15 protein-coding genes and 1 riboswitch are annotated in these 17,012 nt (G+C 60.6%); of the genes, 11 read left to right on the top strand and 4 right to left on the bottom strand.

Features of this window, described 5'->3' with window-relative positions; genetic code table 11:
• Positions 1-93 precede the first annotated feature (93 nt).
• Positions 94-171, bottom strand: a riboswitch (Fluoride riboswitch).
• A 107-nt stretch (positions 172-278) separates the two neighbouring features.
• A complete protein-coding gene (locus AB7783_RS07340; protein ID WP_441277264.1) occupies positions 279-1,352 on the bottom strand; it encodes an ArsO family NAD(P)H-dependent flavin-containing monooxygenase in 1,074 nt (357 codons plus the stop codon).
• Between the two features lie 96 nt (positions 1,353-1,448).
• On the opposite strand from AB7783_RS07340, the gene AB7783_RS07335 reads away from it, so the two are divergent.
• The 4 genes from AB7783_RS07335 (at position 1,449) to AB7783_RS07320 (ending at position 5,351) form a co-directional block, all read left to right on the top strand.
• Positions 1,449-2,333 (top strand): substrate-binding domain-containing protein, encoded by an 885-nt coding sequence (locus AB7783_RS07335; RefSeq protein WP_441277263.1) that lies wholly within the window; start codon positions 1,449-1,451, stop codon positions 2,331-2,333.
• Positions 2,334-2,335: 2 nt separating this feature from the next.
• Complete coding sequence (locus tag AB7783_RS07330) at positions 2,336-3,778, top strand: sensor histidine kinase (protein WP_441277262.1); 1,443 nt, start codon at positions 2,336-2,338, stop codon at positions 3,776-3,778.
• Positions 3,768-5,105 carry a sigma-54-dependent transcriptional regulator gene (locus AB7783_RS07325; protein WP_441277261.1) on the top strand — a complete coding sequence of 446 codons (1,338 nt, stop codon included), beginning with the start codon at positions 3,768-3,770 and terminating at the stop codon, positions 5,103-5,105. The genes AB7783_RS07330 and AB7783_RS07325 overlap by 11 nt, the downstream gene beginning before the upstream one ends.
• Before the next feature lie 78 nt (positions 5,106-5,183).
• On the top strand, positions 5,184-5,351 hold the full coding sequence (locus AB7783_RS07320) for a hypothetical protein (RefSeq protein ID WP_441277260.1): 168 nt from the start codon (positions 5,184-5,186) through the stop codon (positions 5,349-5,351).
• Between the two features lie 92 nt (positions 5,352-5,443).
• Here the strand turns inward: AB7783_RS07320 and AB7783_RS07315 are convergent, their stop codons facing one another.
• Both AB7783_RS07315 and AB7783_RS07310 read right to left on the bottom strand, forming a co-directional pair.
• Positions 5,444-6,730 (bottom strand): arsenic transporter, encoded by a 1,287-nt coding sequence (locus AB7783_RS07315; protein ID WP_441279655.1) that lies wholly within the window; start codon positions 6,728-6,730, stop codon positions 5,444-5,446.
• Entirely contained in the window at positions 6,730-7,062 is a 333-nt protein-coding gene (locus tag AB7783_RS07310; protein WP_068737286.1) for an ArsR/SmtB family transcription factor, read from the bottom strand. Before AB7783_RS07310 ends, AB7783_RS07315 begins: the two co-directional genes overlap by 1 nt.
• 258 nt (positions 7,063-7,320) lie before the next feature.
• Here AB7783_RS07310 and AB7783_RS07305 point away from each other — a divergent pair, with 258 nt between their 5' ends.
• From AB7783_RS07305 to AB7783_RS07295, 3 genes are read left to right on the top strand one after another with little or no spacing between them, the layout of a single operon-like run.
• The gene (locus AB7783_RS07305; protein ID WP_441277259.1) at positions 7,321-7,842 is read left to right on the top strand and encodes an arsenate reductase (azurin) small subunit; all 522 of its coding nucleotides are present in this window, start codon (positions 7,321-7,323) and stop codon (positions 7,840-7,842) included.
• Positions 7,843-7,854: 12 nt separating this feature from the next.
• Complete coding sequence (locus AB7783_RS07300; protein ID WP_441277258.1) at positions 7,855-10,329, top strand: arsenate reductase (azurin) large subunit; 2,475 nt, start codon at positions 7,855-7,857, stop codon at positions 10,327-10,329.
• A gap of 48 nt (positions 10,330-10,377) precedes the next feature.
• Positions 10,378-11,664, top strand: coding sequence for a molybdopterin molybdotransferase MoeA (locus tag AB7783_RS07295; RefSeq protein WP_441277257.1), 1,287 nt, complete (start codon positions 10,378-10,380; stop codon positions 11,662-11,664).
• A 37-nt stretch (positions 11,665-11,701) separates the two neighbouring features.
• On the opposite strand, the gene pstS is transcribed toward AB7783_RS07295, so the two are convergent.
• Positions 11,702-12,718: a phosphate ABC transporter substrate-binding protein PstS gene (gene pstS / locus AB7783_RS07290; RefSeq protein ID WP_068737295.1), complete on the bottom strand. Its 1,017-nt coding sequence runs from the start codon at positions 12,716-12,718 to the stop codon at positions 11,702-11,704.
• A gap of 81 nt (positions 12,719-12,799) precedes the next feature.
• On the opposite strand from pstS, the gene AB7783_RS07285 reads away from it, so the two are divergent.
• The 4 genes from AB7783_RS07285 (at position 12,800) to phnD (ending at position 16,991) form a co-directional block, all read left to right on the top strand.
• On the top strand, positions 12,800-13,666 hold the full coding sequence (locus tag AB7783_RS07285) for an arsenate reductase/protein-tyrosine-phosphatase family protein (protein ID WP_068737297.1): 867 nt from the start codon (positions 12,800-12,802) through the stop codon (positions 13,664-13,666).
• Positions 13,667-13,677: 11 nt separating this feature from the next.
• Positions 13,678-14,721: an ArsJ-associated glyceraldehyde-3-phosphate dehydrogenase gene (locus AB7783_RS07280; RefSeq protein ID WP_441277256.1), complete on the top strand. Its 1,044-nt coding sequence runs from the start codon at positions 13,678-13,680 to the stop codon at positions 14,719-14,721.
• A gap of 2 nt (positions 14,722-14,723) precedes the next feature.
• Positions 14,724-15,986, top strand: coding sequence for an organoarsenical effux MFS transporter ArsJ (arsJ, locus tag AB7783_RS07275; protein WP_441277255.1), 1,263 nt, complete (start codon positions 14,724-14,726; stop codon positions 15,984-15,986).
• Positions 15,987-16,055: 69 nt separating this feature from the next.
• On the top strand, positions 16,056-16,991 hold the full coding sequence (phnD, locus tag AB7783_RS07270; RefSeq protein ID WP_441277254.1) for a phosphonate ABC transporter substrate-binding protein: 936 nt from the start codon (positions 16,056-16,058) through the stop codon (positions 16,989-16,991).
• Positions 16,992-17,012 lie beyond the last annotated feature (21 nt).

Genomic DNA, 17,012 nt, shown 5'->3' with positions numbered 1-17,012 from the left:
ACCCGCAGAGAGGGCGGGTTGCAACACGGTGGATAGGGGCACGAAATAGGGATACGGCGGACGCACTACTCTACTCCTCCGCCCCGAAGGGCGAGTTGAGTAGGAGTCATCAGCTTCTCTCGGAAGCGGTTCGGCCACGATGGCCCGGCAGAATCCATTGCCTGTCGTGGTCTTACAGATAGGGCAGCGGCCCTGTCAATCTTTCAGGCTGAATTGGTGCGATAGGCTGCGGCTTTAATCGACAACTACCCCGCTCGACTGAATGCGTCGTACCGATCCTACGGTCCAAGCTCTTCCTCGATCTCCCGCGCCGTCTGGCGCGCTCCGCGCATTACTCCAATGAGGGTAGCCGAGGCGAAGCCGGTCCACTCCCCGTAGCCGACGAGCCACAGGCGCGGCTCGGAGATCGATCGCGTCCCCTTTACAGCAACCTTGCCGTCGCTTCCAACGATGTTCAGGGGACGGAGGTGTCCGAGCGCCGGCGCAAAGCCCGTGCACCAGATCACAGCATCGACGTGGCTTTCAGTACCGTCGTTCCAAACCACACCCGACGCGGTGAAGCGGACAAACGGTCTCACCGAGATCAAGACTCCCCTCGCCCTGGCCTTCTTCACAGCCGGGATCATAACGATGTCGCCGAGGCCGCCGGTCGGAGCCACGGTCGCCCCGTCGCCTTGCAATGCCGCCCATTTGGCGGTGGCCCGCTCGAAGAGAGCCCGTCCATCGACGTCGTCCGAAAGAAACGTCGGCTCTCGGAGAGTGACCCAGGTCGTCCTCGCCACCTGAGAGACCTCTGCGAGTAACTGGGCTCCGCTGTTGCCTCCGCCGACGATCAGGACGCTTTGACCGGCGAACTCCTCCGGTCCTTTGTAGTTAGCGGAATGGAGCTGAGACCCCTGGAATCGCGTCCGGTCGGGATAGTCCGGCACGACCGGTGCCCGCCAGGTACCCGTCGCGCTGACCACGGCTCGCGCCGTCCATTCCCCGCGGTCGGTGACTGCGGTCAGGTGGTCTGGCGCAGAAAGCACGGCCTTCACCCGGACTGGGCGCTCGACGGGCAACTTGTAGCGCTCTTCGTATTGCGAGAGGTACCGAACTACTTCGCCCCGCCCGGGATAGGTCTGATCCCCCACGGGCATCGGCCAGCCGGGCAGCGAACTCCACTGCGCCGGAGAGAACAGCGTCAGCGATGGCCAGGCATGCGTCCACGCTCCACCAGGCTCGGTCTCGCCGTCGAGGATCGAAAACGACAGGCCGCTGCGCCGGAGGAAGTATCCCACCGCGAGACCCGACTGGCCGCCGCCGATGATGAGTACGTCCCGCATCTGGCCTTCCAGCCCTTGGGTCTCCAACCCGGAACTCCCGTCTGGTCTCGGATTATATTGCAGCAAGACCGAACATTGCTGCTAGATTTAGAACCACAATAAAGAAGAAAAACGGGGAGGTTCATGGATCAACATCCGGAACGTCGTTTTGGCAGGCGAGAAATGCTTCTTGCCTCCGCCGGCATGCTCTTGGGAGCCGTGACGAGCTCCGCCGCCGAAAGCCGATCGCGGGCATCTATCCGATTCGGCCTCACCCCGGTCTTCCTCACCTCGGACCTCGAGTTGTTGGGACGCCTCCAGTCTTATCTGCAGCAGGCGACCGGTTACCCCGTCGACTTGGTCATGCGGCGGACCTATCAGGAAATAACAGCGCTGCTGACGTCGGGGCAACTCGACGCCGCGTGGATCTGCGGCTTCCCCTTCGTCATGCATCGCAGCGAACTTCAACTGGTCGCGGTGCCGCTCTGGCAGGAGAAGCCGCTCTATCAATCGTACCTGATAGTCGACCGCGACCGGCAGGCCGAGGGCCTGTCAGACCTTCGCGGGGACGTACACGCATTTTCCGATCCAGACTCCAATTCCGGGTTTCTGGTGACGCGCGCGGCGCTCGCAGAGCAACGCGTTCGGCCTGAGGCGTTCTTCTCGAAGGCCATGTTCACCTACGGGCACCGCGACGTTATCCGCGCCGTTGCTTCCGGTCTGGCCGGTTCGGGATCGGTCGATGGCTATGTCTACGATGTAGTCGCTCAGATGGAGCCGGAGCTCACCGCGGGAACGCGTGTTTTGAAGGCTTCAGAGTGGCTGGGCTTTCCGCCGATTGCGGCGCCCAGACTCCCCATCGACGCCGACCGCCTTAAAGAACTGACGCGGGCCCTGCATCGCATGCGTCAGGACCCCGAGGGCCGGGCCGTGCTTGGACTGCTGAAACTCGATGGCTTCGAAGCCCAAGAAGCCAAACTCTATGACCCGATCGCCGCCAAGGCAGCCTTGATAGCGGAGGCAGGTTAGCCATGCTGAGGCTGCGGCCCTCCTTGCCGATCACGTTGAAAGTGCCGCTTGCGGTAGCAGCACTGATGATGCTGGTCGGTGCGGTCATCTCCGAGCAAGTTCTTTCCAGGCTCGCGGAGACACAGGAACGCCATCTGGCCGAGCTCTCGCAGAGCTATCTCGACGGACTGTCTTCTGCGATTGCTCCCTCCATTCTGCGCGAAGACAATTGGGAAGTGTTCGACGCCATCGAACGTACCCAGGCGGTCAACAAAAGCTTGCACCCCAAAGAGACGATCGTCACCAACGCCGATGGGGCGGTGATCGCTGCTTCGAACCCGAAGGTTCATCCCATCGGCACAGTTATCCCAGTGTGGCGCGCACGGGATGCGAGCAACGAAAGCTTCAGCTTCAGGGCGGGCGCCGACGACGCCAAAGCCGTCCGGACCCTTTCCTACCCTGGACGGGTCGCCGGTATCATCTACGCGACATTCGACACACGCCACCTCGCCTCCGAACGGCGAGACGTCGTGCTAGCGCTTTTGCTGACAAACGGGATTCTGACATCGCTACTGGCTGCGGCCGGCTGGCTTCTCGTCACGCGGATGATGCGGCCTGTTCGTGTGTTGTCCGAACACCTGGGCGTCGCGCATGCGACGTCCGCGTTGCCTATTTCGGAGGAGATCGTCGCCAAAACGCGAGGCGAATTCGGCCACCTCTTCCACGCATACAACTCACTTGTGCGCTCCATGAAGGAGAAAGAAGAACTGGCCAAGCGGCTCTCCGAGGAAAAACGCCTCAACAGCCTGGGACGGCTTGCGTCGGCGGTGGCGCATGAGATCAACAATCCTCTTGGCGGGATGTTCAACGCGCTGTCCACGCTGAAAGCCCATGGCCACCTGAAGAATGTCCGCGACGTCAGCCTGGGACTCCTGAACCGCGGCCTTGTGGGAATTCGCGACGTCGTCCGGACCACGCTCACCGTCTACCGCTCCGACGGCGCGACCCGCGACCTCCAACCTGCGGACATCGACGACCTCGGCCTGCTCATCGGTCCGGAAGCGCGACGAAAGTCCGTCGAGATCGTCATCGCAAATTCGTTGAACGGCGGAATGCCGCTGCCCAGCACGCCAATACGGCAGATCGTGCTCAATCTCGTTCTGAATGCTGTCGCTGCTGCGCCCGCAGGGTCGGGCGTGAATGTGGCCGCGGCGGCCGATGACACGGGCCTGTCGATCGTCGTGACGGACCGCGGCCCCGGGATGCCTCGGGAAGCCGCCGATATCCTTCTGAGCAGTTCAGGGTCACCGCCGCCTTACGACGGTGGCGGGCTGGGTCTGTGGACGATCAGCAGGCTGATCGCGGATCTGGGGGGGACCGCCGTCGTGCAGAATCCAGCGATCGGCGGCACTATGGTTTCCGTGAACATCCCGACGGCAACGGCGGAGTTATCCAATGTCGCTTGAAACACGCATGGTCGGGCTGGTCGAGGACGATCAGATCATGGGCGAGAGCATCGTCCAGCGGCTTTCCCTCGAAGGCGTGACCGTAAAATGGTGGCAGCGCGGCAAGGACGCGGTGCGGGAGATGCCCGACAGCAAGCTGGAAGCCGTGATCTGCGACATCAGGCTGCCGGATCTGAATGGTGAGGACGTCTTCCGCGCGGCTGCCCGGTCGTCACACGTGCCGCCATTCCTGTTCATCACGGGCTATGGCGACATCGATCAGGCGGTCAGGTTGATGCGCGCAGGCGCCGCGGACTATTTCATGAAGCCCTTCGAAATGGATGACTTCCTCGTCCGGATCGGGGAATTGATGGGTCCGAGCGAAGTTGCGGGCGCGAACGTTCTGGGCGTGTCCCCCAAGATGAAGGATCTCGAACGACTGTTAGCCCGCGTCGCCAAACTCAGGTCGACGGTACTGATCTCAGGGGAAACCGGGAGCGGCAAGGAAATCTCCGCCAGATTCCTCCACGCGATGTCTGGAGTTGAAGGCCTACCTTTCATGGCGGTGAACTGTGCGGCCATTCCTGCGGACCTTCTCGAAAGCGAATTGCTCGGTCACGAAAAGGGCGCGTTCACCGGCGCCTCGCAGCGGCACCTCGGATACGCCGAACGCGCCGCCGAAGGCGTATTATTTCTCGACGAAATCGGAGAACTGCGACCGGAGTTGCAGGCAAAACTGCTGCGGCTGATCGAACAGAAAACTTTCTTCCGCGTCGGAGGCGAGAAGCCCGTCCCGTTTTCCGGCCGCCTCATCGTCGCGACGAACGCAGACCTGTCGAAAATGGTGAAGGATGGTCGGTTTCGCGAGGACCTCTATTACAGGATCAACGTGGTGTCGGTGAAGATTCCGTCGCTGCGGGAGCGGCCCGAGGACATACCGTGGTTGATGGATCTCTTTTTCTCGGAATTTGCGAACCGGATGGAAACGCCCCTGAAGGGCATTAGCAGTTTGGCAGAAGAAGCGGCGCTCTCCTATGACTGGCCGGGCAACGTTCGAGAACTGCGCAACCGGATGGAGCGCGCGGTCGGCCTCGCACTCGGGCAATGGGTCATGCCAGGAGACATGTTTCCGGAGCACGGCATCGACTTTGCAGGCGAAGAAAGGCAGATGGGATCTCTGGAAGACATCCGGTCCAACGCCGAAAAGCGCCATATCATTCGCGCGCTGTCGGCCACCGGTGGCGAGGTTGGCGCGGCTTCGCGGCTCCTCGGCATCGGCCGCACGACGCTTTGGGAAAAGATGCGGCGACTTGGTTTGAATGGCAACAATCTCGACGTCACCTTGTGACAAAGGACGCGATGGGAGTGAATCTTCACGCAACGTCGAATTTCATATACGGTGTGTGACAGACCGTGGGAGTTGAACATGCAAGATCGTGCCCAAGTCTCAATGACTCCGCGCGAGCGTTTCATGCGAATGGCTCAGGATGAAATGTTGGCGTTCGAGAAGCGCGAAGGCGCGCTTCGTAAAAAGGACCGCGAAGAACGCGCGGCCCAACTGAAACTCCCTCTCGACGTAGACGATTTGCATTAGGCGTCAGAGGCCTCCTCAGTGGGCGGTTTTCGTGTTTTGAAAGGTCCACCGAGACAGTACCGACAATTACGCTGAACGGGTGTTGCGCAGTGTCACGGTGCCACGCTCAGCCTGATAGCCAGTGCCGCAAGCGTCACCAGCAAGACGGGAAGCGTCAGCAACACTCCTACCTTGAAATAGTAACCCCATCCGATCTTGATGCCCTTCTTCGCAAGGACGTGAAGCCATAGCAGCGTCGCAAGCGAACCTATCGGCGTGATCTTGGGTCCGAGATCGCTTCCTATCACGTTGGCATAGATCATCGCCTCCTTCACCATGCCAGTCGCTTTCGACGCATCGATCGAAAGAGCCCCGACGAGCACGGTCGGCATGTTGTTCATGACCGAGGAAAGCAAGGCTGTCAGGATGCCTGTGCCGAACGCGGCGCCCCATACACCTCCGTCCGCAAACCGATCCAGGATGCCAGCGATGTACGCCGTCAATCCGGCGTTGCGGAGTCCGTAGACGACGAGATACATGCCGAGCGAAAAGATAACGACCTGCCACGGAGCATCGCGGAGGACCTTTTTCGTGCTGATGACGTGGCCACGGGCGGCGATCGCCAGGAGCAAGATTGCACCGGCCGCCGCCACCGCGCTCACGGGTACCCCTAGCGGCTCAAGTCCGAAGAAACCCAATAGCAGAAGTGCGAGCACGACCCAGCCCGCCCGGAAGGTCGCTCGGTCGCGGACCGCGTCCGCGGGCTTTCTAAGTTGAGCGACATCGTAACCGGCAGGGATGTCTCGCCCGAAGAACAATAGCAGCACAGCCAAGGTGGCAGCGATGGACGCGATATCGACCGGCACCATCACCGCTGCATAGCGGCCAAAACCGACCTTGAAGAAGTCGGCCGAGACGATGTTGACCAGATTGGAAACCACCAATGGAAGGCTCGCAGTATCGGCGATAAATCCGGCCGCCATCACGAAGGCCAAGGTGGCTTTGTCACTATACCCGAGAGCAAGCAGCATCGCGATCACGATCGGGGTCAGGATCAACGCTGCCCCGTCGTTCGCGAACAGAGCGGACACGGCAGCACCGAGCAGCACGAAGAGGATGAAGAGCTTGCGGCCGCGTCCGCCGCCCCACCGCGCGACATGAAGGGCAGCCCACTCGAAGAACCCGGCCTCATCCAGAAGGAGACTGATGATGATGATCGCGACAAAGGCCGCAGTCGCGTTCCAGACGATGTGCCAGACCACAGGAATATCGCCTAAGGATACGACGCCGGTCAGCAACGCGACCGCCGCTCCGGCCGCCGCGCTCCAGCCGATGCCTAATCCTCTGGGCTGCCAGATCACCAGAGCGATGGTCGCGAGGAAGATGAGAAGAGCAGCGATCATCGGGTAGCCGCGACGTTAGGAACCCGGAGCACGCCGAGGAAGTGTCGCAATGGCCCCAAGGCGGCGACATTGAGCGAATAGCACACCCTGGGCCGCTCGATCTCACCGACGATGATGCCCGCGGCCTTGAGGATTCTCAGGTGTTCAGACGTGGTTGACTGCGCCAGCCCAATTTCTTCGACGATATCGCAGCCGACGCAGGTGTCGCGTCGGGCCAGCAATTGCAGAATAGCGATGCGTGCAGGATGAGAAAGTGCCTTCGCCACGGCGGCGATCACTGCGTTTTCATCAGTTTCCGGTTCGCTCCGGGCCCGCGCGGCGGTCATCATGTGGTCGCTCCAATCGTCAATCGTCGATCAACGATATAAATCAGGTTTCTGTATTTGCAAGCGCGATAGCGCCCTCGCCTCGCCGTCGGAATCGCGAACGGACGGCGCCGCACCATGTTCGGATTTCGGAACGTCTAACAGCGCTGTTTCACGTCGTGCGTCGGCGGGGCCGTTGAAATGATGCACGTTTCGCCACTGGCCCGTGGCGTGCAGTAGCGAGGATGTCCGACCGGATAAAAGATCATCGGGAGAAAACAAATGAAAAGGTGCGACAACCTTGTGGATGCGGGCCGCCGCCGGTTCTTGAGCGGCGCCGGCGCTGCGACAGCCACGGTGGCGGTGACGTCGCTGGTCGCCTCCAAGGCTGAGGCCGACACTCCTTCGGCTCTCGTCAAATATCCAGCCAACCGCTTGGCGAACGTCAAAGATCTCAAGCTCAACGAACCGCTCGACGTCGCTTACCCCGACGAAAATGCGCCAGGCGTTTTGCTGAAGATCGGCCAGCGCGTCCAGGGCGGTGTCGGCCCCGACGGCGACATCGTCGGCTTCACGACGCTCTGTCCCCACAAGGGCTACCCGCTCACATTCAACGGCGCCGACAAGACGTTGAACTGTCCCGGCCACTACTCGCGCTTCGACTGTGAAAAGGGAGGCCAGCAAGTCTGGGGACACGCGACCCAAAACCTGCCGCAGTACGCACTCCGCGTCGACGAAAAAGGCGACGTCTACGCCGAAGGCGTGGACGAACTGATCTATGGCCGACTTTCGAACACCCTCTGAAGGAGAGCAGACATGAGCTACAAGCGCCAGATCGGCCGCCTGCCCATCGTTCCCGCCGACGCCAAGGAACACAACGTCGTCTGCCACTACTGCATCGTGGGGTGCGGCTATAAGGCCTATTCCTGGGACGCCCGGTACGAAGGCGGGAGCAAACCCGACCAGAACAAATTCGGCGTCGATCTCTCGAAGCAGCAGGAGGCCGACACGCCAGCGTGGTATTCGCCGTCGATGTACAACGTCGTCAAGCAGGACGGCCGGGACGTGCATATCGTCATCAAGCCCGACAAGGAGTGCGTCGTAAATTCCGGACTCGGCTCGGCGCGTGGCTCCCGGATCGCCGAGATGAGCCATTCCCGCCAACGCAATACCCAGCTCCAACGACTGACGGATCCGCTTGTCTGGCGCTACGGTCAAATGCAGCCCACCAGTTGGGATGATGCGCTTGATCTGGTCGCGCGCGTCACCGCCGCGGTGATCGCCGATCAAGGCGAGGACGGCCTGATCGTTTCGGCGTTCGATCATGGCGGCGCCGGCGGCGGCTATGAAAACACTTGGGGGACCGGCAAGCTCTACTTCGGCGCGATGAAGGTCAAGAACATCCGCATCCACAACCGGCCTGCGTACAATTCGGAGGTTCACGGCTCCCGTGACATGGGTGTCGGCGAACTCAACAATTGCTACGAAGACGCCGAACTCGCCGACACCATTCTCGCGGTCGGAACGAACGCTCTCGAAACCCAGACGAACTACTTCCTGAATCACTGGGTGCCCAACCTGCGCGGCACCTCTATCGACAAGAAGAAAGCTGAGTTCGGAACGGAGCCCGTGGACAAGGCACGTATCGTGATTGTCGATCCGCGGCGGACCGTGACCGTCAACGCGTGCGAGGTCGAGGCTGGCAAGGACAACGTGCTGCATCTGGCGATCAACTCCGGCACGGACCTCATCCTGTTCAACGCCTGGCTTACCTACGCCGTCGACAAGGGCTGGATCGACAAGCCTTTCATCGCCGCGTCCACGAAGGACTTCGACAAAGCCATTGCAGCCAACAAGGTCTCGGTGGCCGATGCCGCCAAAACCACCGGCCTCAGCGAGGCAGAGATCATCAAGGCGATCACATGGATGGCGGAACCAAAGGCTGGGGGCGCCCGACGCCGTACCATGTTTGCCTATGAGAAGGGGCTGATCTGGGGCAACGACAATTACCGGACCAACCAGTCGCTGGTGAACCTCGCGCTGGCGACCGGCAATATCGGCCGCCCCGGCGGCGGCTGTGTCCGGATGGGCGGCCACCAAGAGGGCTATTCCAGACCCTCGGACGCCCATGTGGGCAAGCCCGCCGCGTATGTCGATCAGTTGCTGATCAACGGCAAGGGAGGTGTCCATCACATCTGGGGGTGCGACCACTACAAGACGACCCTGAACGCGATGGAATTCAAGCGGGTCTACAAAAAACGCACCGACATCGTGAAGGATGCGATGAATGCCGTTCCTTACGGAGACCGCCCGGCCATGGTGAAGGCGATTGCCGATGCCATCAAAAACGGCGGTTTGTTCGCGGTCGATGTCGATATCGTCCCGACGAAGATCGGCGAGGCATGTCATGTGATGCTGCCCGCCGCGACGTCAGGCGAAATGAACCTGACCTCGATGAATGGTGAGCGCCGTATGAGGCTCACGGAGCGCTACATGGACCCGCCGGGCAACGCCGTGCCGGACTGCCTGATCGCGGCGCGCATCGCCAACAACATGGAGCGCGTGTGGCGCGAATTGGGTAAGAGCTACATCGCCGACAAGTTCAAGGGCTTCGACTGGAAGACAGAAGAAGACGCCTTCATGGACGGCTATGCCAAGAACGAAAAGGGCGGCGAGTTTGTAACCTACGCGCGACTGCGGGCCATGGGCACTAACGGCTTCCAGGAACCCGCCGTGCGCGTGGATTCAAGCGACGGGAAAGAAAAGATCGTCGGAACAAAGCGCCTTTTTGCAGATGGCAAGTTCAACTCGAAGGACGGGAAAGCCACGTTCGCTTCGGCTCAGTGGCGCGGACTTCAGGCTTCCGGAAAGCAGGCCGAGAAGGACAAGTTCGCCTTCCTGATCAACAACGGACGCGCGAACCTTATCTGGCAGAGCGCCTATCTGGACAAGGAAAATGAATTCGTGATGGACCGCTGGCCATATCCATTCATCGAGATGAACCCTCAAGACATGTCGGATCTCAAGCTCAAGAACGGAGACCTGGTGGAAGTGTTCAACGACAACGGCTCGACCCAGGCAATGGCCTATCCGACCCCAACTGCCAAGCGGAAGCAGGCCTTCATGCTGTTCGGATTTCCGACCGGCGTCCAAGGTAACGTGGTGTCGAAGGGCGTGAACGAACTCGTTATTCCAAACTACAAGCAGACCTGGGGCAACATCCGGAAGATCTCGGATGCTCCGGAAGGAGTCCGGCATCTGACATTCAAGTCGAAGGAGTATTCGGTCTGACAGCAAGGCGGGGTCTCCGGACCCCGCCTTGCCTTTGGACTCCAATCCATGATTGCTCAAATTCACAATACATCCCGCCGCGCTTCAGAAGATTGTCTCGCCGAACTGAGCGCCCTGCTCTCGCCGTCGGAAGCATTGGAGAACATTCTCGCTGGCTTGCGTCCGATACACGGTGACGAAATCGTCCTAACGTCGCAGGCGACGGGTAGGATTGTCGCTGTCGATGTCGTCTCCGACATCGCGCTACCTCGTTTCGACAATTCCGCGGTCGATGGCTTCGGTGTCCATGCTGCAGATCTCGACCGTGACGGAGGCCTATCGTTACGGCTGGATGGAGCGGTTCATGCAGGCCGCACTGGACCTGCTGTTCTCGTTCCGGGAAGAACCATCCGGGTCCTGACGGGAGCCGAGGTGCCGCCAGGTGTCGCCGCCATCGCCATGGAAGAGCACACCCACCACCACGGAACCGCGATCGCGTTCGATGCCGCTCCAGAGATCGGCAGCAATATCCGCCGTGCGGGCGAGGACGTAGCGGCGGGCACGATCGTGCTGCGCCGCGGATCGATCGTCGATTCTCGGCATCTGGCCATGCTCGCCGCCTGCGGCGTGCGGCAGGTTCGCGTGCTTCGCCGCTTGCGAGTCGGCGTCATGTCTACCGGAAACGAACTCGTCGAACCCGGACCTGGAATTGCCCCAGGTCTGATCACCGACAGCAATCGCCCGATGTTGCTCTCCCTGCTTTCCAGCCCCGCCATGGACGTCGCCGATCTCGGCATCGCGGCCGACGATCCCGACCGTTTATCGGGCGAACTAACCCGAGCAAGCGCCCGTTTCGATCTGCTCATCTCAACTGGCGGTGTGTCCGGCAGCGAGGCCGATTACATGCATCCCGCCCTCCTCTCTGCTGGTGGGCGCTGCAGGGCCATGCGCCTTGCGTTGCGGCCGGGAAAACCGATCTCGGCAGGATCCTTGGGAGCGATGCGCGTGATCTGCCTGCCCGGAAATCCAGTGGCTGCGCTTGTCGGCTATCTTCTCTTCGTACGCCCTCTCGTTCGCAGACTAATCGGAGCGCCACCTGGAGCCCCGTCGCCGCCGGCGCGAACGGCAGAGACGTTCTTTCACAAGGTGGGGCGCACGGAATTCGTGCCGGTTTCCGTGGTCGGATACGCTGACGACGGAATGCCCCTCTTGCGAAAGCTAGGACGCGGAGGATCCGCTCGTTTACTTCCGATCGTTCAGTCAGACGGATTCGCCCAGATAGCCGCCGACGTCGGTCACGTTCCGGAAGGCGGACTGGTGATCTACCATCGCTTCGACTCCATCCTTCAACTCTGAGAAATCAACATGATAAGGAGCGTTGCGATGGCGACCGTCAGGCACCAAAGTCGCTCTTCAGATACTTTCCGATCCTGTCGATGAGACTTGCTGGAAGCGGCACGTAGTTCAGAGCCGCGGCTTCGGCACCACCGTTCTCAAGAGACCACCTGAAGAAGTCGATCGCTACCTTGGATCTGACATGCTCCTTCGGCTGCTTCGGCAACAGGATGAAGGATGTCGCCGTGATCGGATAGGCATTGTCGCCGGGTGCGTCGGTCATGATCTGATAGAAGTCCTTTGCACTTCCCCAATCCGCGCTGTCCGCAGCGGCTTGGAACGACTGAGCATCCGGCTGCACGAAACGTCCGGCACGATTCTGGACGAGACCGTAGGCGAGCTTGTTCCGTACGGCGTACGCATACTCGACGTAGCTGATGGTGTTCTTGGACAGGCCGACGTAAGCCGCAACCCCCTCGTTTCCCTTGCCACCGACTCCTACGGGCCAATCGAGAGCGACACCTTGGCCTACGGTGGCCTTCCATTCCGGACTTACCTTGGAGAGGTAGTTAGCGAAATTGAAGGTCGTGCCGGATCCATCGGTTCTGTGGACCACCGTGATCGCCGAGGTCGGTAGTTGCAGATTAGGATTGAGGGCCTTCAACGCCGGATCGTTCCAGTTCTTGATCTTGCCCATGAAGATGTCGGCCAGAACGCTTCCCGTGAAATGCATCGCGCCCGGCGCAACGCCTTCGAGATTCACGACCGGGACCACCGCACCTATCACCAGCGGAAATTGGCCAAGGCCAGCCTTCGCCAGTTCATCTGGCTGCAGCGGCATGTCGGAGGCTCCGAAATCCACCGTACCGGCCTTTACCTGCTGCAATCCCGCGCCCGAACCGTTGGAGACGTAGTTGATCTTGTTGCCGGTCTTCGCCTGATACTCCGAGGCCCACTTTGCGAGGATCGGATACACGAACGTCGATCCGGATCCGTTGCTTTCCGCCGCGAGGGCAGCACTTCCCGAGTGGACAAGGACTGCGCCGACAGCCATGGCCCGAAACAGCTTGATCATGAGACGATCCTCCCTTATATGTCGATATGTCTCGACATATATACACATCATGACAACCCTTTGACAATCGGAGTCTGAACGGTGGCGATACTGGAGCCCGATCCAAGCGAAGTCGCCGTGGAACGCTTCGCGTCGATCGCTCAGCCGACTAGGTTGCAGGCGCTCCGGCTGCTGCTTTCGGTTTATCCGGAAAGCCTCGGCGCGGGCGAAGTCGCCAGGCGTTGCGAGGTGCCGCACAATACGATGTCGACCCATCTTGCGACGCTGATGCGCGCCGGAATGATCGAGGCGGCCAAGGACGGCCGGGCGATGAACTATCGCGCCGACCTGACCGGCTATCGCGGCCTCATCGATTATCTCACCCGAGACTGCTGCGGCGGACATCCAGAACTTTGCGCCCCGACGGCACCGCCGTTCGAAGAAACCCCTACACCTGACGTCCTTACGCCTGCCTTCAACGTCCTTTTTCTCTGCACCCATAACTCCGCGCGGTCGATCATCGCTGAAGCGGTCCTCGAACGTATGGGCAAGGGCAAATTCAGGGCCTATTCCGCGGGATCGGACCCCGGAAAGGCGCCTCTTCCGGAAGTGATCGAACGGCTTCGCCAGTTAGGCCACGATGTTGGCGGGCTCCACTGCAAATCGCTCGACGATTTCTCGGGCCCGGATGCGCCGAGGATGGATTTCGTCATCGCCCTCTGCGACACGCCGGAGGGTCAGTTCTGTCCGGACATCGACAGCCGGTTCGTGACGGGCGCATGGCCCCTTCCGGACCCCGCGCGCTTCGACGGCTCTCCCGTCGAGAAGACCACCCTCCTCAACGAACTGTACGCGATGATCCGCCGTCGCATCGAAATCTTCGTGAGCCTTCCGTTCGCCGCCCTCGACCGCATGGCGCTCAAGGCGCGCTTGGACGAGATCGGCGATAGCACACGCATATCAATCTAGAAGGCATCGAAATGAAAATCGGCATCAACGGAATGGGCCGGATCGGCCGCCTTGCTCTGCGGGCGGGGCTTGGCGGCATGTATCGCCCCGATGGCGATCCACACCGTTCCAACCGGCTGGACGTCGTTCACGTCAATGAACTCAAGGGTGGCATCGAGGCGACAGCCCATCTACTGGAATTCGACAGCGTCCATGGCAGGTGGCATGGCGAGATTGGCGTACACGGCGGCCGGTCGATCGGCGTGGCCGACAGGCGTATCAGCTTCTCCGAAGCGGCTGCTCCGGGCGATGTGCCTTGGGGCGACCTCGGATGCGACGTCGTACTCGAATGCACCGGCAAATTCCTGAAGCCGGACCAGTTGCAGGGGTACTTCGATCGTGGCGTCAAACGCGTCATCGTTGCAGCACCGGTCAAGGATGACGCGGCTTTGAACGTCGTGGTCGGCGTAAATCACAAGACCTACGACCCGGCACGTCATCGGCTCCTCACCGCCGCATCCTGCACAACCAACTGTCTCGCCCCGGTCGTCAAGGTCATCCACGAAGCCATCGGTATACGTCACGGGCAGATTACGACGATCCATAACCCCACCAATACCAACGTCGTCGTCGACGCGCCCCACAAGGACCTTCGCCGGGCCAGGTCGTCAATGCTGTCGATGCAGCCGACCACGACGGGTAGTGCAACCGCGATATCGCTCATCTACCCCGACCTAAAGGGCAAGTTGAACGGTCACGCCGTCCGCGTTCCTGTCCTCAACGCCAGCCTAACCGATTGCGTGTTCGAAATGGCGCGGGAGACAACGTCCGTTGAAGTCAATACGCTCTTCGAGGGGGCCGCGAAGACCGTACTCGCAGGCATCTTAGGCATCGAACACCGCCCTCTTGTCTCCGCAGACTACACAAACGATACGCGCAGTTCGATCGTCGATGCCCAGAGCACGCTGGTCACCGACGGGACCCTGCTGAAGATCTACGCCTGGTATGACAACGAGGTCGGCTACGCCTGCCGCATGGTCGATCTCGCCAACATCTTGCGGAAGGCAGGATTCTGATCATGGTGCGCAACTACATCATAGTCACCGCTTCGTATTGGGGATTTACCCTCGTCGATGGCGCGTTGCGCATGCTCGTCCTGTTTCATTTCTTCAGGCTTGGATATACGCCATTTACCCTCGCGTTCCTGTTCCTGCTCTATGAAGCCGCCGGCATAGCCGCCAATCTTGCTGGCGGCTATTTTGCTTCCCGCTTCGGCATTCCGCGCATGCTGGCAATCGGACAAGGACTGCAGATCGCCGGGCTCCTCATGTTGTCGGCTCTTGATCCCGGTTGGGGCGCAGTCGCGTCCGTCGCGTGGGTCGTCGTCGCACAGGGCATCGCCGGCGTCGCAAAGGACCTGACGAAGACCGCCTCGAAGTCCGCCATCAAGGCCACTTCCGCTGAAGGTAGCGGCCAGCTTTTCAGATGGGTGGCCTGGTTCACGGGTTCGAAGAACGCGATGAAGGGCATCGGCTTCTTCGTCGGCGGCCTGCTGCTCGATCTTGTCGGCTTTTCGCATTCGCTGTGGTTGATGGCCGGTCTTCTCGCCATCATCTTCGTTGCAGGCCTGCTTCTGCTGCCTTCCGAACTCGGCAAAGCCAAGTCATCCAAGACAATCCGTGAGCTCTTCGGCAAGTCCAGGGGCGTCAACCTCCTGGCTGCTGCACGAATCTTCATGTTCGGCGCGAGAGACGTGTGGTTCGTGGTCGGACTACCCGTTTTCCTTTACGCTAACGGATGGAAATTTCTGCAGGTCGGCGGCTTTCTCGCGGCCTGGACCGTCGCTTACGGCTTCGTGCAGGCCGTCGCGCCATCACTGGTGACCCGGAGTTCCGACGGCCTGAGCCGCGAAGTGCCGTCCGCGCGATTGTGGTCCGCGATTCTTGCGGCCGTCCCCATCGTGCTTGCGGTCATCATGAACTCGACCGACATCGCGAGGCCGGATCTCATTCTTGTAGTCGGACTCGCGCTGTTCGGGATTCCGTTTGCGGTCAACTCGTCGCTTCATTCCTACCTCATCCTGGCCTATGCCGGATCGGAGAAGGCGGCGGAAGATGTCGGCTTCTACTACGCCGCGAACGCGGCTGGCCGCCTGCTCGGCATCACGCTGTCAGGCGTCCTCTATCAGGCTGGCGGCATTACTGGATGCCTCGTCGGATCGGCGATCATGCTGCTGCTTTGTTGCTTCATCACCTTCCTCATCCCGCTGAATCCAGTTCCTCTCGCCGAGCGCGCCGCGGCGACGAAGGACGGTGGACTGCCCACATCTTCAGCTTCATAACGACGGTCCCGTCATCTGCTCGTCACCAAAGTTGTCGATAATTCTAGACAACTTGAACAGGAGCAGAAAATGAACATGCGTCTCGCTTTGTCTGCAGTCAGCATCGGTGTTTGCCTGGCGACCTTTCCTGCGATGGCCGCGTCGTGGAAGGACAAGTACCCGGAGATCGTGCTGGCCATGGTGCCGAATGAGAATGCCACCGGCAAGAATGACCGGGTCACGGCGTTCGCGGACTATCTCTCGAAAGAACTCGGCGTAAAAGTCGTGCTGCGCATCGCCAACGATTACACGGCCGTGATCGAAGGCCAGAAGAACAGGCAGATCCACATCGGGCTTTACGGCCCCGGCTCCTATGCCCGTGCCAACACGGTCTCCGGCGGCAACGTGGTTCCGTTCGTCACCACCCGAAACGCGGATCAATCCATCGGCTACTATTCGGTGATGTACGTGCGCGCGGACTCGCCCTACAAAACGGTGGAAGACCTCAAGGGTAAGGTCCTTGGCACCGTAGACGTAGAATCCACCTCCGGCTTCAAGGCTCCGAACTACTTCCTGACCGAACAAGGCTTTCCGATCGACAAGCACTTCAAGCTCGCACAGACCACAGGCAGTCACGAAAACGCGGTTCTGGCGCTTGCGTCGGGTACGGTCGATGCAGCCGTCAATTGGTGGAATTCCGACGACGACTCCAATCTGACGCGCATGCTCAACAAGGGCATGGTCAAGAAGCTGGACGGCTCCCCCATGAAGAAGGAGGACTTCCGCTTGCTCTGGAAGTCTCCGCTGCTCCCCGGCCCGCCCTACGCATATCTGGCTGACATGCCCGACGACATGAAGAAGGCGATCGCGAAGGCCTTCCTGGATGCCCCGACCAAGGACAAGGAAGCATTCTCCAAGCTTTCGGACGGTAAGGACATCGAGTTCGTGCCGGTGACCACCAAGGACTACGAAGAGTCGGTGAAGATGAACCTTTGGCTCGACGCTCAGCGGAAAAAGAAGACCTGATCTCGATCCACTCGTCGAACG

It is taken from the genome of Tardiphaga sp. 172_B4_N1_3 (genome assembly GCF_052076035.1).
Lineage (GTDB): Bacteria > Pseudomonadota > Alphaproteobacteria > Rhizobiales > Xanthobacteraceae > Tardiphaga > Tardiphaga robiniae.
This window is presented reverse-complemented; position numbering and strand designations above follow the sequence as displayed.